Here is a 23611-nt window from a genome sequence, read left to right as displayed (position 1 = left end):
ATCAGTCGTGGTCGGTCCGGCTGGGTCGTCCCGGGGTGCGGAGGCGTCGGAGGAGTGCGATGAGTTCGCCGGCAGCGTGCTCGTCCAGGCGGTCGCCGAGCCGCTCGGAGACCGCCCGGCGGAAGGTCGTCCGGGCATCGTCGAGGACCCGGCGTCCGGCCGGGGTGAGTTCCAGGAAGCCGGAGCGCCCGTCGGTGGGGTGCGGGGTCCGCGTGCACCAGCCGTCCGCGCGGAGTCGGTCGACGAGCTTGCTCGCGCCGCCGCGGGTGATCACGAGGGCGTCCGCGACGTCGGAGACCCGGCACTCCGGGACGCTGGCGATCACGCTCATCGGCTCGTAGCGCGCGAGGGGGACACCGCATGCCTCGGTCATGAGTGCGTCGACGTGGGCCCAGACCTCGGTTTCGGCGCGGATCAGCTCGTCGAAGAGCGTCGTGGAGAGGTCTGCGTCGGGCACGGCCCCAATGGAGTTTCCATGGAAACGACTTGCAACACCGGATGGGACGACGGAAGGGCCCCGCCGCTGACGCGACGGGGCCCTTCCTGCTGTGCCGGGGAGGCTCAGCCCTTCTTGGCGAGCGCCTCGAGCGTCTCGTCGTTCGAGTACGCCTCGACGGCGTTGTCCTTGGTGACGAGGACCGGGGTCAGCTCGACGGTGGGGACGATCTTCTTGCCGTTGTCGTTGTTCTTGTCGCTCACGGTCTTCGGCTTCTTGCCGTCGGCCAGGTCGGACACCAGGTCGATCGCGGCCTGGGCCTCGTCGGTGGTGTTCTTGTAGATGGTCGAGTACTGCGTGCCCTGCATGATGAGCGGGATCGACGCGGTCTCGGAGTCCTGACCGGTGACGACGGGGTTGTCCTTGCCGGCGGCCTTGGTCGCGGTGAGGATCGCACGGGCGAGGGTGTCGTTCGGCGACAGGACGCCGTCGAGCTCGGTGTCACCCGTGTAGTACTGCGCCAGGAGGTCCGTCATGCGCGACTGGGCCTTCTGGGCGAGCCAGCCCTGCGTGGCGACCTTCTGGAACGAGGTCTGACCCGAGACGACCTTGATCGTGCCGTCGTCGATCTTCGGCTGCAGGACGTCCATCGCACCGTTGAAGAACACGGTCGCGTTGGCGTCGTCCGGCGAACCGGCGAAGATCTCGACGTTGTAGGGCTTGTCGCCCTTCTTCTCGCCGAGGCCCTTGAGGAGCGCCTGCGCCTGGAGCTGGCCGACCTTGAAGTTGTTGAACGCGACGTAGTAGTCGACGTTCTCGGTGTTCAGGATGTTGCGGTCCCAGGCGATGACGGTCGCGCCGGCCGACTTGGCAGCCTTGACCTGCGAGCCGAGCTGCGAGCCGTCGGCCGCACCGATGATGACGGCCTTGGCACCCTTGGTGACCATGCCCGAGATCTGCGACTGCTGGTCCGGCACGGGGCTGCCGGCGTTGGCGTACTGGATGTCGGCCTTGAAGCCGGCCTTCTCGATCGACTTCTTGAACGCGGCGCCCGCGAGCACCCAGTTCTGCGAGGTCTTGGCGGGGAGGGCGACACCGATGAGGTCACCCTTCTTGATGGTCGAGCTGGAGCCCGAACCCGAGCCGGAGCCGTCCGAGTTGCCACGGGCCGAGCAGCCGCTGAGGGCGAGGCCCGCGATGAGCGCCAGGCTGACGCCGGCGACGATCTTCTTGCGCATGTGATTGCTTTCTCTTCGTTGAGGAGTTGGGGCCGGGGCCCCGCTGTGTGTGGATGGGTCGTACCGGGTGTCGCGGCGGTCGGTCACCCGACCGCCGCGGGTACCCGAGCTAGGGGAGGGTGACCTTCTCGGGCTGGTCCTCGATGGAGCGCGGCTGCTGCGCGGACACCGTGTTCTGCTCGGTGTCCTTCCGCTGGAACTGCCGCATCATGCCGCCGATCAGCGACGGACGTCCCTGCGACTTCGAGTAGACGTCGAAGGCGACGGCGACGAGCAGGACCAGGCCGCGGATGATCTGCACCTTGTTGGACTCGAGGCCCATCAGCTGCAGACCGTTGGACAGCAGCGCCATCACGAGACCACCGATGATCGAGCCGGAGATCGTGCCGACACCACCGGCGACGGCGGCGCCACCGACGAACACGGCGGCGATCGCGTCGAGCTCCCAGCCGGTGCCGTCTGCCGGGCCGGACGCGCCGGAGTAGGCGACGAACACCATGCCGGCGATCGCGGCGAGGATCGACATGTTCATCATGACGAAGAAGTTGACCTTCTTCGCGGAGACGCCGGACAGGACCGCGGCGTTGGCGTTGCCACCGACGGCGTAGACCTGGCGGCCGAAGATCGTGTTCTTCGTGACGAAGCCGTAGACGATCGTCAGCACGCCGAGGATGATCGCGACGATCGGGACCGAGGTGCCGACCGGGCCGGCGGCGAACAGGTACGTGGCGAAGAGCGTGACGGCGACGAGGATGCCGGTGCGGACGATCGAGACCCACAGCGGCGGGACCTCGGCCTGCATCTTCTTGCGGCGGGCGCGGCCACGGGCCTCGATGATGATCAGGGCAACGATGGTCGCGAGCCCGATGAGCAGGGTGCCGTTGCTGAAGCCGAAGTCCGGACCGAAGTCACCGAGGAAGCCGGCACCGATCGGCGTGTAGGCGTCCGGGACCGGGACCGAGGTGGACGAACCGATGATCTGGTTCGCACCGCGGAAGATGAGCTGGCCGGCGAGCGTCACGATGAAGGCCGGGACCTTGACGAACGCGACCCAGAAGCCCTGCCAGGCACCGATCAGGGCGCCGATGACGAGGCCCAGGATGATCGCGGCCCACACCGGGAAGTGCCAGACCGACATGGACTGCGCCACGACGATGCCGACGACCGCCGCGACCGAACCGACCGACAGGTCGATGTGGCCGGCGATGATCACCATGACCATCCCCAGCGCCAGGATGAGGATGTAGGAGTACTGCAGGAACAGGTTGATCACGTTGGTGGGCTCGAGGATGAGCCCGTTCGTGGTGAACGAGAACAGCGCGAGCAGCACGATGAGCGCGATGATCATGCCGTACTGGCCGATGCTGTTGCCCTTGCCGAAGAGCAGCTTCAGGTTGTTCATGAGACGGTGGCGCCCTTCCGCGCGGACGTCATGCTGCGCATGAGCGTTTCTGGATCGGCCTGGTCGGCCGGGAGGTCAGCAGTGATCTGCCCCTCGAAGATGGTGTAGATGCGGTCGGAGAGACCGAGGAGCTCGGGGAGCTCGGACGAGATGAGGATGATGCCCTTCCCCTCGGCCGCCAGCTGCTGGATGATCCCGTAGATCTCGAACTTCGCGCCGACGTCGATGCCGCGGGTGGGCTCGTCGAGGATCAGCAGGTCCGGGTCGGTGAACATCCACTTCGACAGGACGACCTTCTGCTGGTTGCCGCCGGAGAGCTTGCCGACGTTGTCCTCGACCGAGGGCACCTTCGTGCGGAGCAGGCGACGGTACTTCTCGGCGACCGAGTACTCCTCGAGGGAGTCGACGACGCCCGCCTTGGCGATCTTCTTGAGGTCTGCCGAGACGGTCGAGCGCTTCACGGTGTCGAGCAGGTTGAGGCCGAGGGCCTTGCGGTCCTCCGACACGTAGCCGAGCCCGTTGTTGATCGCCTGCTGGACGTTGGTGACCTTGATCTCCTGGCCGTCCTTGATGATCTGCCCGTCGAGCCAGGTGCCGTAGGAGCGACCGAACAGGCTCATCGCCAGCTCGGTGCGACCGGCACCCATGAGGCCGGCGAAGCCGACGATCTCGCCGCGACGGACGTGGAAGTCCGAGCTCTTGCAGACCAGGCGTGACGAGTCGAGCGGGTGCTGCACGGTCCAGTTGCGGACCTCGAAGAACGTCTCGCCGATCTTCGGGGTGCGGTCCGGGAAGCGGGACTCGAGCGAGCGGCCGACCATGCCGCGGATGATGCGGTCCTCGTTGACGCCGTCCGCCTTGACGTTGAGCGTCTCGATGGTCTTGCCGTCGCGGATGATCGTGATCTCGTCGGCGATCTGCTCGATCTCGTTGAGCTTGTGGCTGATGATGATGCTCGAGATGCCCTTGGCCTTCAGCCCGACGATGAGGTCGAGGAGGTGCTGGGAGTCGTTCTCGTTCAGGGCGGCCGTGGGCTCGTCCAGGATGAGGAGCTTGACGTCCTTGTGCAGGGCCTTGGCGATCTCGACGAGCTGCTGCTTGCCGACGCCGATGTTCTTGATCTGCGTGTCCGGGTCGTCCGCCAGGCCGACGCGGGCCAGCAGGTCCTGGGCACGGAGCTGCGCGGCGGTCCAGTCGATGCGACCGAAGCGGCTGGGCTCGTTGCCGAGGAACAGGTTCTCGGTGATCGAGAGCTCCGGGATCAGCGCCAGCTCCTGGTGGATGATGACGATGCCGGCCTGCTCGGACTGCTTGATGTTCGCGAAGCGGACCTCTTCGCCCTCGTAGACGATCTGGCCTTCGTACGTGCCGAACGGGTAGACGCCCGACAGCACCTTCATCAGCGTGGACTTGCCAGCGCCGTTCTCGCCGCAGATCGCGTGGATCTCGCCGGCGCGGACGCTCAACGAGACGTCGGAGAGCGCCTTCACACCAGGGAACTCCTTGGTGATGGAACGCATCTCGAGGATCGTCTCGGGAGCGGTGATCGAACGGGTCTCGAGCCCGCTTGCGATCGGGTCGTGACCCTGTGGGGTTGACGCCACGGTGCATCTCCTTCTGCCGCTGCGATGCGGCAGTCCTTCGGTGGTTCAGCTACGGCATCCGAAGGGCACGAGGGTGCGTGCGGACTTCGTTGTCGCGTCCGGGTGATCCTCGTGTGACAGCCGATGTGAACGGTCACATCGAGGAACGGAGGCAATGTTACGCACACGCTCGGCGCGGCTGTCAATTCGGATTGGTCACGTTTCGGTGACGCCGGGGGCAGTTCCGCGCAGGGCGGACGCGTTGTCCCTCGTGTTGGGGTCAGCGGCGACGGGGTGCCGACGTCGAACCGCGGACGACGAGCTGCGGCACGATGTCGATCGGCCGGAGCGTGTCCTCGCCGCTCGGCAGCAGGATGTCGACGCTGCGCCGGCCGAGCTCCTCGAAGTCGACCTGCACCGTGGTCAGCGGCGGCCAGAAGTGCTTCGCCTCGGGGATGTCGTCGTAGCCCACCACCGACAGGTCGCCGGGGACGTCGAGCCCGTACGACCGCGCGGCGTGCATCACACCGAGTGCCATCGCGTCGTTCGAGCAGAACACCGCCGTGCAGTCCCGCCACCGCAACAGCTCCCGCCCCGCGTGGTAGCCGAAGTCCGCCGTCCAGTCCCCGAGGATCGGCGGCTGGACCGGCATGTCCCGGTCCGACATCTCGCGGAGGAAGCCCTGCATCCGGGCGTCGGCCTCGATCCAGTCCTGTGGCCCCGCGATGTGCCGCACGTACTCGTGGCCCAGGTCGAGCAGGTGGGCGGTGGCCAGACGGGCGCCCTCCATCTGGTCCACCCAGAGCGCTGTCGGGTCCTCGTTGATGCTCGAGCGGAGCGTGACGTACGGGGTGCGGACGCCCAGCTCCTCGATGAGGTCGAACACCCGCTGCTGCGGGGCGATCACGATGATGCCCTCGACGTCCTGGTCGAGCAGGTGCCCGAGTCCGTCGCGCACCGCCTCGTCCGTCGGCACCGCGATGTTCGCCGTGGTCACCGAGTACCCGCGGAGGACCGCGGCGTCCTCGATCGCCTGCAGCGTCACGGTCGGGCCGTAGTGGGATCGTTGCGCCGTCAGCACACCGATCGTCCGGGTCCTGCTCGTCACCAGTGCGCGTGCGGCCCGGTTCGGCCGGTACTGCAGTTCCTCCATCGCCGCGAGGACCCGGTCTCGGGTCTCGGCCCGGATCGCGTCCGAGTTGTTGAGGACTCGGGAGACGGTCTGGTGCGAGACGCCCGCGACCCGCGCGACGTCGCGGATGCTGGGGGACCGCGGCTGCTCTGCCCGCGTGGTCGCCATTGCTGCTCTCTCCCGCTCGGGGCCGCGGCACGCCCATGTGCACGTTCACATCCCGAGCCAGATCATTATGCACGGCCCGGAGGTCCACGCCACCTGAGGGGGTGGTGCGCAACAGCACGACGGGAGGCGCGTGGCGGTGTCGACACGCGCCTCCCGTCGTGCGTCCGGGCGCGTCGGCGCTCGGCTACAGCCAGTTGCGCTTCCGGAAGACCACCCACAGGATCCCGGCCAGCGCGAGCATCGCCAGGATCGCCACCGGGTACCCGTACCGCCAGTGCAGCTCGGGCATGTGGTCGAAGTTCATGCCGTAGACGCCCGCGATCAGTCCGGGCGCGAAGAGGATCGCCGCCCACGACGAGATCTTCTTGACCTCCTCGCCCTGCTGGTGCGCGGCCCGGGCGAGCTGTCGGCTCTCCTCGCCCTGCGCGAGGCTCGCGCTCGTCATCCGCCGCATGGCCTCGTTCTGCTCCTGCGACACCAGGGTCGCGTGCAGCGTCAGGGCGTTCTCGAGCAGTGCCCGGAACGAGTCGACCCGCTCGGTGACCCGCAGTGCGTGGTCGAGCACGTTCCGCAGGCGGTGCTGCACGTCGTCGTCCACGCCGTACTTCTCGGCGCCACGGAGGAGCCCGCGCACCATCGACGGCACCGGCTTCGTGGCCCGCTGGAAGGCCAGGACCTCGCTCAGCAGCTGGTAGATCCGCTTCGACACCCCGGGGTCGACCTGCCCGGCGAACAGCTGGTCCTCGATCTCGTCGATCTCGTCCTGCAGCACCTCGACGACGGGCGCGTAGCCGTCCACCACCTCGTCCAGGACCGCCGCGGTGACCGCCTCGGACCCCTTCGCCAGGAACTCCGGGTCGGCCTCGCAGCGGGCGCGGAGCGAGGCCAGGTCGGGGCGCTCGGCGTGCCGGACGCTCACCACGAAGCGGGCGCCGACGAACAGGTGCACCTCGCCGAACTCGACCGTGCCGGAGTCCTGCCGGTACCAGGCCGGTCGGAGCACCACGAAGAGGGTGTCGCCGTACCGCTCGAGCTTCGCGCGCTGGTGGCCCTTCTGCGCGTCCTCGACGGCGTTCTCGTGCAGACCGAACTCGTCCGCGACGGCGGCGAGCTCGTGCGGGTCCGGACGGAGCAGCCCGATCCACGACAGGTCACCACTGGTGCCGAGCGCCAGACCCTGCTGCGACGCGACCCGTCGGCCGTCGACGTACACCGCGTTGTCGATGAGTGCCATGCTCTGCTCCCTCGGTCGGGAGGGCGAGCGGGCGCGACGCCAGCCGGGGTCGACCCGGCGGCAGGGGGAGATCAGGACACGGGCTCGACGCGGACCACGAGGGACGGCCGGCCCGTGTGGTGATGGTCACCCGACATCGCGCCTCACCTGCCCTTCGTCAGTCCGTGGCCCGTGCGCTGCGCAGGGCCGTCGGCGACCCTACTCCGCTCCGGGGAGGGCGTCGAACGACCCGGTGACGCCGCGGTGGACCGCGGGTGAACGACTCCGGTAGTACCCCTTGCGCGCTGCTGGTGTTCCTGATCTGATGTTCTGGATGGCAGCCGCCATCGACCAGAACGAAGGAGATCTGATGACCGTGACCACAGCCTCGTCCGCCACCCGCCGCCGCTCGACCGCTGCGGCCCTCGCCACCGCGCTCCTCGTCGGCGGCCTCGCCGTGACCACCGTCGCCGGCCCGGCCGCCGCCGCCCCCGTCCACGACCGGAGCGCTCCAGGGACCGACGCCGGCACCACCGCGACCGGCGACCTCTTCGCCAGCTGCCAGTACGGCAACGTCCGCGGGACGTGGGAGCGCTCGGGGACCACGTTCACCGCGCACATCACCCAGTACGGGCTCCAGCCGAGCGACTCCGCCGTCGGCTCGTACACCGGGGCGATCGCCGTCACGCTCAACGGCGGGACGCCGACCCAGCGGACCGATCTCCTGACGGACCGCAACACGCACGCGATCGACCTCCGTGCGACGACACAGGTCCCGACGGGTCAGGCGGTCGAGGCGACGTTCACGATCCGCGCCTCGGGCTTCCCCTCGTACCCGTCGTGCACGGTGACCAAGTGGTACTGACACGCCCGGAGCGACGCCCGGGCGGTTCCGTCAGGATCTGACACAGACGACCCGCCGGACCGGAGGCTCGTGCCTGGCGTCCGGCGGGTCGGTGGGCGCGCCCGGCACGCGATCGCCTCCGGGAGAGTGCCGGCTCAGTGGCGTCTCAGCGGGCAGCGCTCAGGGCGTCGAGCGGGAGTTCGGCGAGCTGCCATCCGAGCCAGGGGCTGAAGGCGAAGGGCGCCGCGGTCACGGCCTGGCGCAGGTCCTGCTCCGACAGCCACACCCACTCCGACACCTCGTCGTCGGCGGGCTGCGGGTCGGCGTCGGCCACGGCACGGAACACCGGGCAGACCTCGTTCTCGACGATCCCCGACGCGTCGACCGCGCGGTAGCGGAAGTCCGGCAGCACCAGGTCGACACTGTGCAGGGTCATGCCGAGTTCGCGTTCGGCCCGTCGGGCGATCGCGTCCTCGAAGGACTCGTCGGGGCCGGGGTGCCCGCAGAACGAGTTCGTCCACACGCCGGGCCACGTCTTCTTCACGAGGGCGCGACGGGTCACGAGGAGGTCACCGGCAGCGTTCTGCACGTGGCAACTGAAGGCGAGGTGGAGGGGCGTCTGGTCTGTGTGCACCGTGAACTTGTCCGCCGTACCGATCGGGGTACGGTCATCGGCCAACAGGACAACGGTTTCCGGGAAAAGGCTCATCTGCCTCGATAGATTAGGCCAATGACCGAGGAAGCGGCCACCGTGGCGCACATCGACCTCGCGCTGGTGGATGAGTGCCTCGAGCGCTTCTTCACGGTGTCGAGCGCCCGGGCCCAGGCCTTCGGCCGACCGTCCGAAGAGCTCTGGCGTGTGCTGCGCAAGGCGAGCATGGGCGGCAAGCGCTTCCGTCCGCGCATGGTCCTCACCTCGTACACCGCCCTCGGCGGGCAGGACGTGCACGCCGCGTCGCACGTCGCCGCCGCGTACGAACTGCTGCACACCGCCCTCGTCGTGCACGACGACGTCATCGACCGCGACTGGTCCCGCCGCGGCCGCCCGAACGTCGCCGGTTCGTTCCGCGACAACGCCACGACCGGCGGGCTGCCCCTGCCCACCGCCGAGCACCGGGGCACCAGCGCCGCCGTGATCGCCGGCGACCTGGCGCTCGCCGCCGCGCCGCGCTTCATCGAGGCCAGTGGTGTCACCGGGGACCGCCGATCGCGCCTCCTCGACCTGTTCGACGACGCCGTGTTCGCCAGTGCCGCTGGCGAGATGGCCGACGTGGACCTCGCCCTCGGCGTGATGCCCACCGTCGCCGAGGTCCTGCAGATGGAGCGGGCGAAGACGAGTGTCTACAGCTTCGAGGCGCCGCTGCAGTCCGGCGCGGTCCTGGCCGGGGCGCCGGAGCCGGTGGTCGCGTCGCTCGGCGCGTTCGGCCGCGAGATCGGCATCGCCTACCAGATCGTCGACGACCTGCTCGGCGTCTTCGGCAACGAGGGCTCGACGGGCAAGACCGCGATCGGGGACCTCCGCGAAGGCAAGCGCACCATGCTCATCGCCTACGCCGCGACCACCGACTGCTGGCCGGACCTGGCGCCCTACCTCGGCGACCCGGACCTGACCGAGGAACGCGCTGCGGGCCTCCGTGCCCTGCTCGTGGAGTGCGGCGCGCGCGACGCCGCCCTCGACCACATCCGCGAGCACACCGCCCTGGCCCGCGCCGAGCTCGCCGGCCTGCCGTACGAGCTCGGCGCCCGCCTCGAGGGGCTCGTCACCGAACTCGTGGAGCGCGTCCGGTGACCTCGAGCACCACCGGTCACCGCCTCCCGCTCTACGACGCCACCGCCGAGGCCGCCTCGAGCGTCGTCATCAGCCGCTACTCGACGTCCTTCGGGCTGGCCAGCCGCCTGCTCACGAAGGACACCCGCGAGCACATCCGGAACGTCTACGCCCTGGTCCGGGTCGCGGACGAGGTCGTCGACGGCCCCGCCACCGAAGCGGGCCTCGACCCGGTGCTCGCCCGGACCGTCCTCGACGAGCTCGAGCAGGACACCGAACGGGCGATGGCGTTCGGCTTCTCGGTGAACCCGGTCGTGCACGCGTTCGCCCGGACCGCCCGGACCGTCGGGTTCGGCAGCGAGCTGACCGCGCCGTTCTTCACCTCGATGCGGATGGACCTCGAGCAGACCGAGCACGACCAGGCCTCGTTCAACGCCTACGTGTACGGCTCCGCCGAGGTCGTCGGCCTGATGTGCCTCCGCGCCTTCGTGTACCGCGCCGGGCGCCCGACGTTCGACGAGTCGGTGCTCGTCGACGGTGCCCGCGCGCTCGGTGCCGCGTTCCAGAAGGTCAACTTCCTCCGCGACCTGCACGCCGACTTCGAGGTGCTCGGCCGCTCGTACTTCCCGGGCGTCGACGTCCGCACCTTCGACGAGGCGACGAAGGTGCGGCTCGTCGCCGACGTCCAGTCGGACCTCGACCGCGCCGCCGTCACCGTGCCGCTGCTGCCGCGGGACGCCCGTCCGGCGGTCGCCCTGGCCCACGCCCTGTTCCAGGAGCTCAACGACCGGATCGCCGCCACCCCGGCGGACCGGCTCGTCACCTCCCGGGTCCGGGTCCCGAACCCCGTCAAGGCGCGGCTCGCCGCGCGTGTCCTCAGCCGCCGCGGCACCCTTCCCGCGCGCACCGTCACCACCCCACAGACTGGAGGCTCGTCATGAGCCCGACCCGTGCCTCCCGTCCGACCGACGCACCGACCACCGCCACCCCGTCGACCGGCCGGGCGGTCCCGGTCCGCCGTGCCGTCGTCATCGGCGGCGGCATCAGCGGCCTGGCGGCCGCCGCCCTGCTCGCCCGGGACGGCTTCGCCGTGACCGTCCTCGAGCAGCGCACCCAGCTCGGCGGTCGCGCCGGCACGTGGGAGCAGGACGGCTTCCGGTTCGACACCGGCCCGAGCTGGTACCTCATGCCCGAGGTGTTCGACCACTTCTTCCAGCTGCTCGGCTCCAGCGCCGACGAACAGCTCGACCTCGACGTCCTCGACCCCGGGTACCGCGTGTACACCGAGGGCCACGACGAGCCGATCGACCTGCGGTCCTCACGCGAGGCGAACATCGCCCTGTTCGAGTCGATCGAGCCCGGCGCCGGCGCGAAGATGGCGAAGTACCTCGACTCCGCCGCCGACACGTACGACATGGCGGTCCGTCGGTTCCTGTACGGCACGTTCCAGGACCTCACCAAGCTCGCCGCGCCCGACGTCCTCAAGCGGATGGGCAAGCTCGCCCGGCTGCTCCTCCAGCCGCTGTCCTCGTTCGCGTCCGCGGCCGTGTCGGACCACCGGCTGTGGCAGGTCCTCGGCTACCCGGCGGTGTTCCTCGGTACCAGCCCCTACGCCGCACCGAGCATGTACCACCTGATGAGCCACCTCGACCTGGCCGACGGGGTGCTCTACCCGAAGGGCGGCATCACGCAGGTCATCGCGGCCGTCGAGCGGGTCGCGCTCGCCGAAGGGGCCACGATCACGACGGGCGCGACCGTCCGTCGGATCCTCGTCGAGGACGGCCACGCCACCGGTGTCGCCTACCGGGACGAGGTCGGCGACGAGCACGTCGTCGACGCCGACCTGGTGGTGAGCGCCGCCGACCTGCGGCACACCGAGATGGAGCTCCTCGAGCAGGAGCACCGCACCCACGACGCCGCGCACTGGGCGAAGCGCGACCCCGGCCCCTCCGCCGTGCTCGTGTACCTCGGCGTCGACGGCCCGGTCCCCGGACTGCTGCACCACACGCTGGTGTTCACCGAGGACTGGAAGGAGAACTTCGGCGCGATCTTCGGCAAGGACCGGCACGTGCCGGACCCGGCGTCGATCTACGTCTGCGCGCCGTCCCTGACCGACGACTCGGTCGCGCCGGAGGGGCAGAGCAACCTGTTCGTCCTCGTGCCGCTGCCCGCCGACGTCTCGATCGGCAAGGGCGGCATCGACGGAGCCGGGGACGCCCAGGTCGAGGCGATCGCCGACCGGGCCATCGACGTCATCGCCGAGCGCTCGGGTGTGCCGGACCTGCGCGACCGGATCCGCGTCCGCCGCACGATCGGGCCGCAGGACTTCGCCGACGACCTCAACGCCTGGAACGGGTCGATGCTCGGCCCGGCGCACACCCTGGCACAGAGCGCGTTCTTCCGCGAGAAGAACGCCTCCACCAAGGTCGACGGGCTCTACTACGTGGGCGCCTCGACCATCCCGGGCATCGGGCTGCCGATGTGCCTGATCAGCGCCGAGGTCCTGATCAAGCGGATCCACGGCGACACCTCGACCGAGCCGCTGCCGACCCCGCTGCTGCGGTCCGTCGACGCACCGCCGGTACGGACGACGGGCTGATGCCGGGGCTGTACCTCGTCGGACTCCTGATCGCGATCGCCGGCATCGCGGTGCTCGACGCCCGGTACCGGCTGTTCTTCTGGCGTGCCCCGCTGCGCGCTGCCGTGGTGATGGTCATCGGGCTCGTGTTCTTCCTGGTGTGGGACGTGGTCGGCGTGCACCTCGGCGTCTTCTTCATCGGCACGAACCGGCTGCTGACCGGCGTGCTCCTGGCCCCGGACGTCCCGCTCGAGGAGCTGTTCTTCCTGGTGCTGCTCTGCTGGACGACGATGGACCTGTTCGGTGCCGTCCGACCGGTGTTCGCGCGGCTGAGCGGTCGTCGCTCCGGCGGCCCGGAGTCCGACGAGGGTCGGGCATGACCGGGTCCGGCACCTACGCGCTCCTCGCGGTGCCGTTCCTCGGCGTCGCCGTGCTCGTCGCGGTCCTCGCCGGCGTCGTGTCCGCGGGCCGTCGACGAGCGGAACGCCCCGGTACGGCAGCCCGCGGCCGTCGGAGTGCCGTGCTCGCCGGCATCGTCGCGGGTGTCGCACTGCTCGTGATGACCTGCGTGTTCAACAACGTGATCGTCGGACTCGGCATCGTCGCCTACGACCCGGCGCTCGTCCTCGGGGCGCGCGTCGGGCTGTTCCCGGTCGAGGACCTGGCGTACTCGGTCGGTGCGGTCCTGCTGCTGCCGAGCTGCTGGGTGCTGCTCGACCGCCGCCGGCCGGTACGGTCGGAGCGCCGGACCGGGTCGGCACACGCCGAGGCGTCCCGGACCCAGTCATCCCGTCCACCGGAGGAGACCCCATGACCGTGAGCCGCGCCTCCAGGCCGTCGACCCTCCGCGCCCTGTTCGTGTCGTCGCGACCCATCAGCTGGGTGAACACCGCCTACCCGTTCGCCGCGGCCTACCTGCTCGGCAGCGGTGTCGGCGTCGCGGGCGGTGGCGGGTTCTCGCTGGCCGCGTTCCTCGTCGGAGTCGTGTACTTCCTCGTGCCGTACAACCTGGCGATGTACGGCATCAACGACGTCTTCGACTACGAGTCCGACCTGCGCAACCCGCGCAAGGGCGGCGTCGAGGGCGCCCTGCTCGACAAGAGCGTGCACCGCGCCACCCTCTGGGCCGTGGTCGTCACGAACGTGCCGTTCCTGCTGGTGCTCGTACTGCTCGGTGGGCCGTGGTCGTGGCTCGCCCTGGCGGTCAGCGTCTTCGCGGTCGTCGCGTACTCGGCACCCGGGCTGCGGTTCAAGGAGAAGCCGTTCCTCGACTCGATCACCTCGTCGACGCACTTCGTGTCCCCGGCCCTGTACGGGCTCGCGCTCGCCGGCGGTCAGTGGACCGGGCAGCTCGTCGCCGTCTGCATCGCGTTCTTCGTGTGGGGGATCGCCTCGCACGCGTTCGGCGCCGTGCAGGACGTGCTCGCCGACCGGGCCGGCGGGATCGGGTCCGTGGCGACCGTCATCGGTGCCCGCGCGACCGTCCGTCTGGCGTTCGTGGCGTACCTCGTGGCCGGGGTGGCGCTGCTGTTCTCGGCGTTCCCGGGGCCGATCGCGGCGGTCGTCGTCGTGCCGTACGCGCTCAACGTCCTGCCGTGGTGGAACCTCACCGACGCCGGGGCCGAGGCGGCGAACGCGGGGTGGAAGCGGTTCCTCTGGATCAACTACCTGGCGGGCTTCATCGTGACGATGGCCTTGATCGGCTTCGCCTTCACGCACTGACGCGGGCGGAGGCCTCGGTACCGGGCGCTCCTGGCCGGCCACGTGCCTCCCGAGATGCCGGGACTCGCCGCACCTGCCTCGTCGCGATGCCGCAATTCCGGCACCTCGCACCGCGAGATGCCGGAATTCTGGCACCACGGCGGGCCGCCCGAGCGCGCCGTCAGGCCGCGCCGGCCGCCCGCCGCGCCTGCGCGACCGCGGCCCGGACCCCGCCCGACCACTCCGGCCCGTGCCCCGGCAGGACGTGCTGCGCCTCGGTGTCGACGAGCAGGTCGAGCGACGCCACCGCGGTCGCCATGTCGGCCGTCGCCGCCGGTGCCACGACCCGCGGCCCGATCCCGCCGGTGTACGGGTCGAAGGTGACCAGCGCGTCGCCGGCGATCACCGCGTCCCGGTCCGCGAAGTGCAGGGCCACGTGGCCGTCGGTGTGCCCGGGCGTCTCGATGATCCACGGGTTGCCGGGGACGTCCGCGCGGGACTCCAGGTCCTGGACCTCGTCGATCCCGTCGACGGTCACCGCCCCGGCGAGGAGCATCCGCCCGAGGGGTCGGAGACCGCCGGGGTGCGCCAGGACGAAGCCGAACCGGTTCTGCTGCGGCCGGTACGAGTACGGGTGCGCCGCGAGGTCCCGGTCACCCGGGTGCACGAACACGGGTGCCCCACTCGCGGTGCATCCGTGCGGCCGTGCCGACGTGGTCGAAGTGCCCGTGCGTGAGCAGCAGCGCCTCGACCCGGTCGGGGGAGTAGCCGAGGTCGTGGACGGCGGGCAGCAGGTGCGGCCAGACGGCGGGCAGGCCGGCGTCGACGACGAGCAGTCGGTCCCCGGTCTCGACCAGGTAGGTGTTGGTGTGTGCGAGCTCGAGGCGGTGGATGCCCTCGGCGACGTCCCGGAACAGCATGCGGCGGACGCTAGGCCCGTGCCGCTGGACGCACGTCCGGGATGCGACGGCCGACCTCGCGCACAGCGGCGAACGGGTGCGCACGCGGGACAGCCGGGACCCGCGCCCGCGCGCCCGCGGGGGCACCCATCGCGGAGCGTGTACTCAGGGACCATGCCCAACGACTCCATGCCCGAGCTCGAGCTCCGGAACGTGCGGACCCGGGAGCGCATCGTCGACACGGTCGCGCGCATCCGGCAGAAGTCCGACGTGCCCGCGCGCACCCGTCTCGCCCTCGCGAAGACCCGACAGCGCTGGCACCGCGACCCGACGCCCCTGGTGGCCGTCGCGATGACCGCAGCTGCCGGCATCGCCGCGATCGTCGTCGGTGCCCGGATCCGGAACCAGCCCGCCGGACGGCTGTCGGCCCTCCGGGAGCCGGCGCCGGTGCCGGTGTTCAAGCCGGTGAAGGTCGGCAAGGACGGCACGTCGAAGGGCGTCCCCGTGTTCGCGCGGAAGGACCCGACGGGCAACCCGGTGTTCCAGGAACGCCAGGCCGCCGAGAAGCGTCGCAAGAAGGACGCCAAGCGGGCGAAGAAGACGATCAAGCGGATCAAGAAGGCGACGAAGGGCTGACCATGGCCAAGGAACAGCAGAAGCCGTCCCCGGACGACCCCCGGAAGCCGGACAGCCCGACGGACCTCACGAAGCCGTCGTTCACGTACACGCTCAAGAAGACGCTGCGTGAGTTCACCGGGGACCAGTGCACCGACCTGGCGGCGAGCCTCACGTACTACACGGTGCTCGCGCTCTTCCCCGGGCTGCTGGCGATCGTGTCGATCCTCGGTCTCGTGTCGAACCCGAAGGACACGATCGACACGCTGCTCGACGTGGTCCGCAACGTCGGTGGCGGCCAGGTCGCCGACCTGCTGAAGAACCCGATCGACGGTCTGGTCCGCTCGCCCGCCGCCCCGGTCACGTTCATCGTCGGTCTACTCGGCGCCCTCTGGTCGGCCTCCGGCTACGTCGGTGCCTTCGGCCGGGCGATGAACCGCATCTACAACGTCCGCGAGGGGCGTCCGATCTGGAAGCTCCGCCCGACGATGCTCGGCGTCACGCTGGTGACCGTCGTGCTGCTCGTGGTCGGCCTCCTGGCACTGGTCTCCGGCCCGCTCGCGCGCAGCTTCGGCGACCTGATCGGCCTCGGCGACGCGGCCGCCCTGGTGCTGTCGATCGTGCAGTGGCCGATCCTGCTCGTCATCATGATCGCCGTCGTCGCGGTGCTCTACTACTGGTCGCCGAACGTCCGCCAGTCGAAGTTCAAGTGGGTCAGCGGCGGAGCCATCGTCGCGATCGTCATCTGGATCATCGCGAGCGTCGGCTTCGGTTTCTACGTCGGCAACTTCTCGAACTACAACGCCACGTACGGCTCCCTCGGTGGTGTGATCGTCTTCCTGCTCTGGATCTGGATCACGAACAACGCGCTGCTGTTCGGCGCCGAGTTCGACGCCGAGCTCGAGCGCGGACGCGAACTGCAGGCCGGCATCCACGCGGAAGAGGACATCCAGCTCCCCGAGCGCGACACCCGCCAGATCGAGAAGCAGGACGAGAAGCGCGCCGAGGACGTCCTGCAGGGCATCCGCATCCGCGAGAGCGCCGGACGCACCAAGGACGGCGACTGAGCGACCGCTCCCGCGCGACGCGCGCACGCTCCACCCGGACGGGAGGCGCGGTACCGGTTCCGTAGGCTGGCCTGCGTGACCGACACCGTGCCTCCCGTCCCCGTCTCCACCCCCGACAACGACCGTCCGGTCGCGCTCGTCACCGGCGCGACGCGGGGCATCGGCCGCGCGATCGCCGCGGACCTGGGCCGGACGCACCACGTGCTGGTCGGCGGACGTGACGCGGACGCGGTCGCGGCCGTCGTCGCCGAGCTGCCGAGTGCGGAGCCGTTCGTCGGCGACCTCGGTGCCGGCGACCTGCCGGCCGTGCCCAGCTGGGTGGACGTCCTCGTGCACTCCGCCGGCGTCGAGCAGGGCACCCGCGTCGCGGACACCCCGCGCGACACCTGGGAGGCCGTCTTCGCCACCAACGTCTTCGCGGTCGCCGAGCTCACCCGTGTCGCGCTGCCGGCGCTCCGTGCCGCCCGGGGCATCGTCGTGACGATCAACAGCGGCTCGGGGTTCACCGCGGGCGCCGGCGGTGGCGTGTACGCGGCGTCGAAGTTCGCGCTCCGGGCGTTCACCGACGCGCTGCGAGAAGAGGAGCGGGCGAACGGCGTGCGGGTGTCGAGCGTGCACCCGGGCCGCACCGACTCGGACATGCAGCGGGCACTCACCGAGAAGCTCGGCGAGGACTACGACACCGACTACTACCTCGCACCGGAGGACGTCGCGGACGCCGTCCGGACCGTCGTCGACCTGCCGGAGCGCGGCACGGTCGAGATGCTCTCGATCCGGCCGTCCCGCCGGCGCTGACGGCAGCCCGCCGGGCGGGCCACCAGCCGTGGCGCCGAGGCTCGGCCCCGCGGACACCCTGCGGCGTCGCGGAGCCGAGTCGCGTCCGCCCACCCGAGCCTCAGGCGAGCTCGATCCGGACGTCGATGCCGACCCGCTCGAGGAACCCCTCGTCGTGACTGACCACCACGAGGGCCCCGCGGTACGCCCGGAGCGCCGCCACGAGCTGGTCGACACTCGTCAGGTCGAGGTCGTTCATCGGCTCGTCGAGCACCAGCAGCTGTGGTGGTGGGTCCGCGAGCACGAGCCCGGCCAGCGCCACCCGGAACCGCTCCCCGCCCGACAGCGTCCCGACCGGCCGCTCGACGGTGTCCCCACGGACCAGGAAACGGGCGAGTCGGTTCCGGAGTCCGGCCGGTGCGACGGCCGGCGCGGCGCGGCGGACGTTCTCGAGCACCGAGACGTCGTCGTCGAGCGTGTCCTTCCGCTGCGGCAGGTAGCCGACGTGTCCGGTGTGTGCGCGTGCCGTCGTGTCGGGCAGCGGGTGCGTCCGGGCGCCCGACAGCCCGACGAGCTGGTCGAGGAGCGTCGACTTCCCGACACCGTTGTCGCCCACCACCGCGACCCGCTCCGGCCCCTGGACCACCGTCGCCCGCCCGCGCACCACGATCGTCGCGATCCGACGGGTGGCCGGGACGCCCGGGTCCGGCAGGTCGAGGCTGATCTCGTCGTCGGTGCGCAGACGCCGGCCCGCTTCGCGAGCGGCGGCGAGTGCTGCCGCCTCGGACGACGCGGAACCGGAACGGAGGCGCCCGGCCGTCGCCTCGGCCTGCTTCCGTCGCTCGTTCGCCAGGATCTTCGGCATCGACGACGCTGCGGCCGCGCCCGCCCTCGCCCGCCGCGCGATGGTCGTCTCGGCCTCGACCCGCTGCCGCTTCTCGGCGCGGTGCCGCTGTTCGGCGACCCGGACCTCCCGGGCGACGGCGGCCTGCTGCACGGCGAGGTGCTCCTCGAACGCCGAGTACGTCCCGCCGAACACGGTCGCGCTGCCGTCGCGGAGCTCCACGACCTCGTCGACGTGCTCCAGCAGTTCCCGGTCGTGGCTCACCACGACGAGGGTCCCGCGCCACGAGTCCACGAGGTCGAGCAACGCCGCCCGCGCCCGGCGGTCGAGGTTGTCCGTCGGCTCGTCGAGGAACGCGATCGGCCGTCCCCGGAGCCGGATGCCCGCGACCGCGACGAGCACCGACTGCCCGCCGGAGAGGGTGTGCGCCGGACGGTCGAGGTCGTCGCTGCCGAGCGCGGCGCCGGCACCGAGGTCGAGCGACGCCAACGCGGCTCCGGCCCGTTCCTCGACGTCCCAGTCGTCGCCGACGGCCTCGAACTGCGCGGGCGTCGCGTCGCCGCCGAGGACCGCGCGGAGCGCCCGGACCTGCGGGCCGACCCCGAGCAGGTCCGCCACCGTGTCCGGGGTGGTGGGGCGTGCCTCCCGGCCAGCGGGTGGGCATGTGCCGGACGGGAGGCGCGGCGCGGCCCCATGGACGCGCTGCGGCAGGTGGTCCACCGGACCCGTCGTCGTGACGGTGCCGGTCGTCGGCGCGAGTTCGCCGGTGACGAGGCGGACGAGCGTCGACTTTCCGGCGCCGTTCCGGCCGACGAGCCCGGTCCGGCCGCGACCGAACGCGGTGCTGAGGTGGTCGAGCGCGACGGTGCCGTCGGGCCAGGTGAGGGAGACGTCGTGCAGGACGACGGAGGGGGAGACGGGCATGCGGATGCCTTCCGGTGGTCGCGCGGGCGCACGACACCGTCAGCCGCGAGGGCGGCGGTCCCACCGGTCGGTGGGGGAGGTCACGGTGTCAGCGCAGGGACAGCGGCTGCTGCGGCGCAGTGCCGGTGGTGTCGCGCAATGCCGGATCCGTTCCCGTCGGGAGGCCCCGTGGCCGTCACCCGTGCCGCCGGTCGGTCGTCCCGCACCGGGGCCCCGGAGTGACGACGGGGTACGACTCACCGTACGACCGCGCAGTCGTGCCGCGCAAGATGTCGGACATGGCTGACGACGAGAAGCAGACCCGGGACGACTTCGCCGACGCGGTGAACATGACCGCCTCGCAGCTGGAGGGCTGGCTGGACTCCGACGAGTCGAAGGAGGTCGGCCAGAAGAAGGACGGCGCCTCGGAGTCGACGGGGCACGAGTCCGGGCGGCACATCGTCCGGATCCTGCGGAAGAAGCAGGGCGAGTACACCGACGACGACTACGCGCACATGCGGAAGGTCGTCGGCTACGTGGCGCGCCACATCGAGCAGCGGCCCTCGGGCGACGTCGAGGACACACGGTGGCGGTACTCGCTCATGAACTGGGGACACGATCCGCTGAAGTGAGCAGTGCGCTCAAGTAGCGTGGCGGGCATGCCGGACAACCTGCTCCCGAACCCCTCCACCAACCCCGAGACGCTGCTGGCCGCCGAGCCCGACGTGGACGCGGCCCTGGCGGCGGACGCTCCCATCGCCTCCGTGGTGGTGTCGTACCCGGCGTCGAGTCTGGCGTGGGCGCTGCTCGCCGACGAGGCCTGGGCCCGTGGCGCGACCGTCGAGTCCTATGCGTACGCCCGGGTCGGGTACCACCGCGGCCTCGACGCCCTGCGCAAGGCCGGGTGGCGCGGGGTGGGGCCGGTGCCGTGGTCGCACGAGCCGAACCGGGGCGTGCTCCGCGCGCTGTTCGCCCTGCGCCGGGCGGCCGAGGCGATCGAGGAGCCGGGCGAGGCCGAGCGGCTGACGCAGTTCCTCGACGGCGCCGACCCGTCGGCCGCCGAGGCGATCGCGCGCGGCTGACGCGCGGGCGCGCGCCGCGGCGCGGCGCGGTGCCGCCGCGCGCCGCGCGGAGCGCGGCCCCGCGGCGCGCCGCCTGTGCAAGACACCGGTGTTCGTGGGAAACACACCCGCATGACGCGATGTGTCCGACGAACACCGGTGTTCCGCGCCCGGCCGGCCGCTAGGACAGCAGGACGCTCCAGCTCCGGGCACTCGGCCAGAGCTGGTGCTCCGGCAGCACGTCGAGCCCGCACGCCCGACTGCCGAGGCCGTGCTGCGCGTCGTCGAGGTACAGGTACAGCGCGTCCGGCTCGGGCAGCTCGTGCGGGTGCCCGGCACGCCCGACCTGCTGCGCGGTCCACGGCGTCAGGGTGAACCCGGCCCGGTGCCCCGAGCCCGGCGCGGGCACGGTCGTGACCGTGAAGGGCCCCACCGACAGCGACCGCAGCGAAGGTCGGTGCCCGGACTCCTGCGGCATCGAGTAGCGGGTGGTCATCGCCGACGCCGGAGCCTCGAAGCGTCCGACCCGGGCCGCGTGCGACGAGTCCGCGTACGACTCGTCCGGTCCGGTCCCGAACCACGAGGCCGTCTCCGTCAGCAGTGCGGCGGGCAGGTCGATCCGCACGCCGATGCGCGGCCAGGTGACCTCCCAGCCGCCGTACGGCACGGCGTCGGTCCGCAGCAGCAGCCCGGCGTCGGTCAGGGTCCAGCGGTGCGTGACCTCGACCCCGGCACCGCTGTTGGCCGCCGCGACCCGGACCCGCTGCACGAGGCCGTCCTCGGTCCGGTCCACGGACACGAGCCGGTGGGTCAGGCGGTCGAGACCGCGTGCCTCCCACCGCGACGCCGACGAGGGCGCCGTGGGGTCGCCGACACCGTGCGTCAGCACCGGGTCCGCGGTCTCGTACCCGCCCTGGGAGGCGCCACGGTCGTTGTCCGTCGGCGCACGCCACAGCTCGAGGCGCGGTCCGGCCACCGCGTGGCCCTTGAGCGTCGCCAGGTCGCCGCGCGCCGTGAAGGTCGCGTCGCCGAGACGGTCGCCGTCCCACCCCGCACTGGGCCCACGCGAGCCGGTTCCGGCGCGCTGCGGAGCCTGCGGAGCGGCGTGACGGCCGAGCTCGTGGGGAGAGGGTCGTGGTGCCTCCGCCACACGGCTCGCCACGAGCGTCTGGGTGCGTGCGACCACGTGCCCGGTGTCCGCCCATGCGGTGGGGCCCGCGAGCTCCGCGACGACGTCGAGCCACAGCTCGTCGCCCGGCGCGAGGGAGTCCGCGTCCGCCCGCGCTGCCGCCAGCACCGCGTCGGGCACCGGCACCGTGGCGGACTGTCGTGCGGCGACGATGCCGGGCGCGAACCGTCCGGATGCCTCGACGTCGCCGTTCCGGCTGAGGGTCCAGCAGAACCGCAGTCCCGCGGTCGAGGCCGAGTGGTACCGGTTCTCGACCAGGACGGTCCCGCCGCCGGCGATGCTCGAGCCACCGAGTGGTGAGACGGACAGGCGGACCGGGGCGACGACGGCCGCGAACTCGGCGAGACCGGGCGTCGGGGTGTCGTCGGGCAGCACCAGGCCGTCCATCACGAAGTTGCCGTCGTGCACGACCTCGTGGAAGTCGCCGCCGTACGCGTGGTACGGGGTCCCGTCGGGTGTGTGCGCGAGGAGTCCGTGGTCACGCCACTCCCACACGAAGCCGCCGTGCAGCCGCGGGTAGCGGTCGACCAGGGCCTCGTACTCGGCGATCTGCCCCGGGCCGTTGCCCATCGCGTGCACGTACTCGCAGTGGATGAACGGCTTGGAGCGTTGCCGTGCCGCTTCGGCCGGGCCGCAGCCGAGCAGCGGTGTGGCCGGACCGCCGCCGATCGACTCGGTCTCCTGCAGCGTCGGGTACATCCGCGAGTAGACGTCGGTGTACTCGCCCGTGTGGTCGCCCTCGTAGTGCACCGGACGCTCGGGGTCACGGGCGTGCACCCAGTGGGACATCGCCGCGAGGTTCCGCCCGGTACCGGCCTCGTTGCCGAGCGACCACATCACGATCGACGGGTGGTTCTTGTCCCGCTCGACGGTGCGGGCGATGCGGTCGAGGTACGCGTCCTCCCACGCCGGGTCGTCGGAGGGGTTGCCCTGCCAGCCCTGGAACTCGAAGCCGTGCGTCTCGAGGTCGCACTCCAGGACCACCCAGAAGCCGAGTTCGTCGGCCAGGTCGAGCACGCGCGGGTGCGGCGGGTAGTGCGAGGTGCGGATCGCGTTGACGTTCGACCGCTTCATCAGTGCCATGTCCGCGCGGGCGTGGGCCTCGTCGAACACCCGGCCCCGGACGGGGTGCGTCTCGTGCCGGTTCACGCCGTGGAACACGACGCGCTCGCCGTTGACCAGGAACCGGTCGCCGACGACCTGCACGGTCCGGAACCCCAGCCGGAGCGAGACCGTCTCGCCGTCCGAGGAGACCGTCGCGTCGTACAGCCGCGGCAGTTCGGCGCTCCACGGCTCGACACCCTCGACGGTGATCGGGGCGACGTCGTCGGCGCTGCCCCAGGTCACGTCGACGTCGAGCTCTGGCACGGTGAAGCGCACCGGGAACACGGCATCGAGGGTCGGCACCGAGATCGTGCCCGTCCCGGTCGACGGCCGACCCGAGGCGGCGGTCCCGGCGGAGGCCGCGTCCCCGCGGGCCGCGGTCCACCCCGCGCGGACGAACACGTCGTCGATCGGGGCGGTGGGCCGTGCCAGCAGGGTGACGTCCCGGAAGATGCCGGGCAGCCACCACTGGTCCTGGTCCTCCAGGTAGGAGGCCGCGGACCACTGGTGGACGCGGACCCGGAGTTCGTTCGCCCCCGGCCGGAGCAGCGACGTCACGTCGAACTCGGTCACGAGCCGCGAGCCGGTCGACCACCCGACGAGCTCACCGTTCAGCCACACGCGGTGGTGCGACTCCACCCCGTCGAAGCGGAGCAGCACCCGGCCGGCCCCGTCGAAGGAGTCCGGCAGGGTGAACGTCCGGCGGTGGTCACCGGTCGGGTTCTCGTCCGGCGGGTGCGGCGGGTCGACCGGGAACGGGTACTGCACGTTCGTGTAGCTCGGCGCACCGTGCCCGTGCAGGACCCAGTGCGACGGCACCGGGAGCGACCCCCACCCGTCCGGGTCCTCGAACCCCGGGGCATCTGCCACGGGGGACCACCGGAAGTCCCAGTCGCCGTTCAGCGACAGCGACGGCGCGTCGGTGTGCAGCCAGGCACGCGGTGCCCGGCGTGACGCGGATCCCGGTGCGGTCGAGTGCAGGTCGTCGAGTGCGGCAGAGGTCAACCCTGGACCGGTCCTTCCGTGAGGCCCCCGCGCGGCAGCGCTGCAGGACGGTGATGGCGATGACGAGCGCCAGAGAGCAGTCTGTTC

The 23611-nt window shown here is 71.3% G+C and carries 21 protein-coding genes and 1 pseudogene; 12 read left to right on the top strand and 10 right to left on the bottom strand.

Annotation, left to right across the window (positions count from 1 at the left end):
- Position 1 precedes the first annotated feature (1 nt).
- The 6 genes from E9228_RS08060 to E9228_RS08035 all read right to left on the bottom strand — a co-directional run bounded on the left by E9228_RS08060 (position 2) and on the right by E9228_RS08035 (position 7193).
- Positions 2–457, bottom strand: coding sequence for a MarR family transcriptional regulator (locus tag E9228_RS08060; RefSeq protein ID WP_166780029.1), 456 nt, complete (start codon positions 455–457; stop codon positions 2–4).
- Positions 458–561: 104 nt separating this feature from the next.
- The gene (locus E9228_RS08055; RefSeq protein WP_166780028.1) at positions 562–1674 is read right to left on the bottom strand and encodes a substrate-binding domain-containing protein; all 1113 of its coding nucleotides are present in this window, start codon (positions 1672–1674) and stop codon (positions 562–564) included.
- A 109-nt stretch (positions 1675–1783) separates the two neighbouring features.
- On the bottom strand, positions 1784–3076 hold the full coding sequence (mmsB, locus tag E9228_RS08050; protein ID WP_166780027.1) for a multiple monosaccharide ABC transporter permease: 1293 nt from the start codon (positions 3074–3076) through the stop codon (positions 1784–1786).
- Entirely contained in the window at positions 3073–4596 is a 1524-nt protein-coding gene (gene mmsA, locus E9228_RS08045) for a multiple monosaccharide ABC transporter ATP-binding protein (protein ID WP_208385757.1), read from the bottom strand. Before mmsA ends, mmsB begins: the two co-directional genes overlap by 4 nt.
- Positions 4597–4939: 343 nt before the next feature.
- Complete coding sequence (locus E9228_RS08040) at positions 4940–5959, bottom strand: LacI family DNA-binding transcriptional regulator (protein ID WP_166780026.1); 1020 nt, start codon at positions 5957–5959, stop codon at positions 4940–4942.
- Between the two features lie 184 nt (positions 5960–6143).
- Positions 6144–7193, bottom strand: a complete 1050-nt coding sequence (locus tag E9228_RS08035; protein WP_166780025.1) for a magnesium and cobalt transport protein CorA — start codon at positions 7191–7193, stop codon at positions 6144–6146.
- A gap of 349 nt (positions 7194–7542) precedes the next feature.
- On the opposite strand from E9228_RS08035, the gene E9228_RS08030 reads away from it, so the two are divergent.
- Positions 7543–8037 carry a hypothetical protein gene (locus E9228_RS08030; RefSeq protein WP_166780024.1) on the top strand — a complete coding sequence of 165 codons (495 nt, stop codon included), beginning with the start codon at positions 7543–7545 and terminating at the stop codon, positions 8035–8037.
- Between the two features lie 145 nt (positions 8038–8182).
- On the opposite strand, the gene idi is transcribed toward E9228_RS08030, so the two are convergent.
- Complete coding sequence (gene idi / locus E9228_RS08025; protein WP_166780023.1) at positions 8183–8725, bottom strand: isopentenyl-diphosphate Delta-isomerase; 543 nt, start codon at positions 8723–8725, stop codon at positions 8183–8185.
- Positions 8726–8746: 21 nt separating this feature from the next.
- On the opposite strand from idi, the gene E9228_RS08020 reads away from it, so the two are divergent.
- Genes E9228_RS08020 through E9228_RS07995 form a run of 6 tightly spaced genes read left to right on the top strand, consistent with a single transcriptional unit; the run spans position 8747 to position 14084 of the window.
- A complete protein-coding gene (locus tag E9228_RS08020) occupies positions 8747–9805 on the top strand; it encodes a polyprenyl synthetase family protein (protein ID WP_208385625.1) in 1059 nt (352 codons plus the stop codon).
- Positions 9802–10725, top strand: coding sequence for a squalene/phytoene synthase family protein (locus E9228_RS08015; RefSeq protein WP_166780022.1), 924 nt, complete (start codon positions 9802–9804; stop codon positions 10723–10725). Before E9228_RS08020 ends, E9228_RS08015 begins: the two co-directional genes overlap by 4 nt.
- Positions 10722–12383 (top strand): phytoene desaturase family protein, encoded by a 1662-nt coding sequence (crtI, locus tag E9228_RS08010; protein ID WP_166780021.1) that lies wholly within the window; start codon positions 10722–10724, stop codon positions 12381–12383. The genes E9228_RS08015 and crtI overlap by 4 nt, the downstream gene beginning before the upstream one ends.
- The gene (locus E9228_RS08005) at positions 12383–12742 is read left to right on the top strand and encodes a lycopene cyclase domain-containing protein (RefSeq protein WP_166780020.1); all 360 of its coding nucleotides are present in this window, start codon (positions 12383–12385) and stop codon (positions 12740–12742) included. Before crtI ends, E9228_RS08005 begins: the two co-directional genes overlap by 1 nt.
- The gene (locus E9228_RS08000) at positions 12739–13176 is read left to right on the top strand and encodes a lycopene cyclase domain-containing protein (RefSeq protein WP_208385624.1); all 438 of its coding nucleotides are present in this window, start codon (positions 12739–12741) and stop codon (positions 13174–13176) included. Before E9228_RS08005 ends, E9228_RS08000 begins: the two co-directional genes overlap by 4 nt.
- On the top strand, positions 13173–14084 hold the full coding sequence (locus E9228_RS07995; RefSeq protein WP_166780019.1) for a prenyltransferase: 912 nt from the start codon (positions 13173–13175) through the stop codon (positions 14082–14084). The genes E9228_RS08000 and E9228_RS07995 overlap by 4 nt, the downstream gene beginning before the upstream one ends.
- Before the next feature lie 160 nt (positions 14085–14244).
- Here E9228_RS07995 and E9228_RS07990 read toward each other — a convergent pair.
- Positions 14245–14983 (bottom strand): annotated as a pseudogene (locus E9228_RS07990) (MBL fold metallo-hydrolase).
- A 153-nt stretch (positions 14984–15136) separates the two neighbouring features.
- On the opposite strand from E9228_RS07990, the gene E9228_RS07985 reads away from it, so the two are divergent.
- From E9228_RS07985 to E9228_RS07975, 3 genes are all read left to right on the top strand, one after another.
- On the top strand, positions 15137–15598 hold the full coding sequence (locus E9228_RS07985; RefSeq protein WP_166780018.1) for a hypothetical protein: 462 nt from the start codon (positions 15137–15139) through the stop codon (positions 15596–15598).
- Positions 15599–15600: 2 nt separating this feature from the next.
- Entirely contained in the window at positions 15601–16644 is a 1044-nt protein-coding gene (locus E9228_RS07980) for a YihY/virulence factor BrkB family protein (RefSeq protein WP_166780017.1), read from the top strand.
- Positions 16645–16719: 75 nt separating this feature from the next.
- Positions 16720–17439 carry an SDR family oxidoreductase gene (locus E9228_RS07975; protein WP_341849836.1) on the top strand — a complete coding sequence of 240 codons (720 nt, stop codon included), beginning with the start codon at positions 16720–16722 and terminating at the stop codon, positions 17437–17439.
- A 100-nt stretch (positions 17440–17539) separates the two neighbouring features.
- Here E9228_RS07975 and E9228_RS07970 read toward each other — a convergent pair whose 3' ends face one another.
- Complete coding sequence (locus tag E9228_RS07970) at positions 17540–19186, bottom strand: ATP-binding cassette domain-containing protein (RefSeq protein WP_166780016.1); 1647 nt, start codon at positions 19184–19186, stop codon at positions 17540–17542.
- 278 nt (positions 19187–19464) lie between these two features.
- On the opposite strand from E9228_RS07970, the gene E9228_RS07965 reads away from it, so the two are divergent.
- Both E9228_RS07965 and E9228_RS07960 read left to right on the top strand, forming a co-directional pair.
- Positions 19465–19797, top strand: coding sequence for a DUF3140 domain-containing protein (locus tag E9228_RS07965; RefSeq protein WP_166780015.1), 333 nt, complete (start codon positions 19465–19467; stop codon positions 19795–19797).
- A gap of 27 nt (positions 19798–19824) precedes the next feature.
- Positions 19825–20247 carry a DUF3151 domain-containing protein gene (locus E9228_RS07960; RefSeq protein WP_166780014.1) on the top strand — a complete coding sequence of 141 codons (423 nt, stop codon included), beginning with the start codon at positions 19825–19827 and terminating at the stop codon, positions 20245–20247.
- 160 nt (positions 20248–20407) lie between these two features.
- Here the strand turns inward: E9228_RS07960 and E9228_RS07955 are convergent, their stop codons facing one another.
- Positions 20408–23524, bottom strand: coding sequence for a glycoside hydrolase family 2 TIM barrel-domain containing protein (locus E9228_RS07955; protein WP_166780013.1), 3117 nt, complete (start codon positions 23522–23524; stop codon positions 20408–20410).
- Between the last annotated feature and the right edge of the window lie 87 nt (positions 23525–23611).

It is taken from the genome of Curtobacterium salicis, from assembly GCF_011759505.1.
GTDB lineage: Bacteria > Actinomycetota > Actinomycetes > Actinomycetales > Microbacteriaceae > Curtobacterium > Curtobacterium salicis.
Note: the sequence above shows the minus strand (reverse complement) of the source record. Positions and strands in the feature narration are given on the sequence as shown.

Excerpts from the sequence above, each read along its gene's own strand:
- E9228_RS08055 (WP_166780028.1), bottom strand. The coding sequence starts at position 1,674 with ATGCGCAAGAAGATCGTCGCCGGCGTCAGCCTGGCGCTCATCGCGGGC.
- mmsB (WP_166780027.1), bottom strand. The coding sequence starts at position 3,076 with ATGAACAACCTGAAGCTGCTCTTCGGCAAGGGCAACAGCATCGGCCAG.
- mmsA (WP_208385757.1), bottom strand. The coding sequence starts at position 4,596 with ATGCGTTCCATCACCAAGGAGTTCCCTGGTGTGAAGGCGCTCTCCGAC.
- E9228_RS08040 (WP_166780026.1), bottom strand. The coding sequence starts at position 5,959 with ATGGCGACCACGCGGGCAGAGCAGCCGCGGTCCCCCAGCATCCGCGAC.
- E9228_RS08035 (WP_166780025.1), bottom strand. The coding sequence starts at position 7,193 with ATGGCACTCATCGACAACGCGGTGTACGTCGACGGCCGACGGGTCGCG.
- E9228_RS08030 (WP_166780024.1), top strand. The coding sequence starts at position 7,543 with ATGACCGTGACCACAGCCTCGTCCGCCACCCGCCGCCGCTCGACCGCT.
- idi (WP_166780023.1), bottom strand. The coding sequence starts at position 8,725 with ATGAGCCTTTTCCCGGAAACCGTTGTCCTGTTGGCCGATGACCGTACC.
- E9228_RS08020 (WP_208385625.1), top strand. The coding sequence starts at position 8,747 with ATGACCGAGGAAGCGGCCACCGTGGCGCACATCGACCTCGCGCTGGTG.
- crtI (WP_166780021.1), top strand. The coding sequence starts at position 10,722 with ATGAGCCCGACCCGTGCCTCCCGTCCGACCGACGCACCGACCACCGCC.
- E9228_RS08005 (WP_166780020.1), top strand. The coding sequence starts at position 12,383 with ATGCCGGGGCTGTACCTCGTCGGACTCCTGATCGCGATCGCCGGCATC.
- E9228_RS08000 (WP_208385624.1), top strand. The coding sequence starts at position 12,739 with ATGACCGGGTCCGGCACCTACGCGCTCCTCGCGGTGCCGTTCCTCGGC.
- E9228_RS07995 (WP_166780019.1), top strand. The coding sequence starts at position 13,173 with ATGACCGTGAGCCGCGCCTCCAGGCCGTCGACCCTCCGCGCCCTGTTC.
- E9228_RS07985 (WP_166780018.1), top strand. The coding sequence starts at position 15,137 with ATGCCCAACGACTCCATGCCCGAGCTCGAGCTCCGGAACGTGCGGACC.
- E9228_RS07980 (WP_166780017.1), top strand. The coding sequence starts at position 15,601 with ATGGCCAAGGAACAGCAGAAGCCGTCCCCGGACGACCCCCGGAAGCCG.
- E9228_RS07970 (WP_166780016.1), bottom strand. The coding sequence starts at position 19,186 with ATGCCCGTCTCCCCCTCCGTCGTCCTGCACGACGTCTCCCTCACCTGG.
- E9228_RS07965 (WP_166780015.1), top strand. The coding sequence starts at position 19,465 with ATGGCTGACGACGAGAAGCAGACCCGGGACGACTTCGCCGACGCGGTG.
- E9228_RS07960 (WP_166780014.1), top strand. The coding sequence starts at position 19,825 with ATGCCGGACAACCTGCTCCCGAACCCCTCCACCAACCCCGAGACGCTG.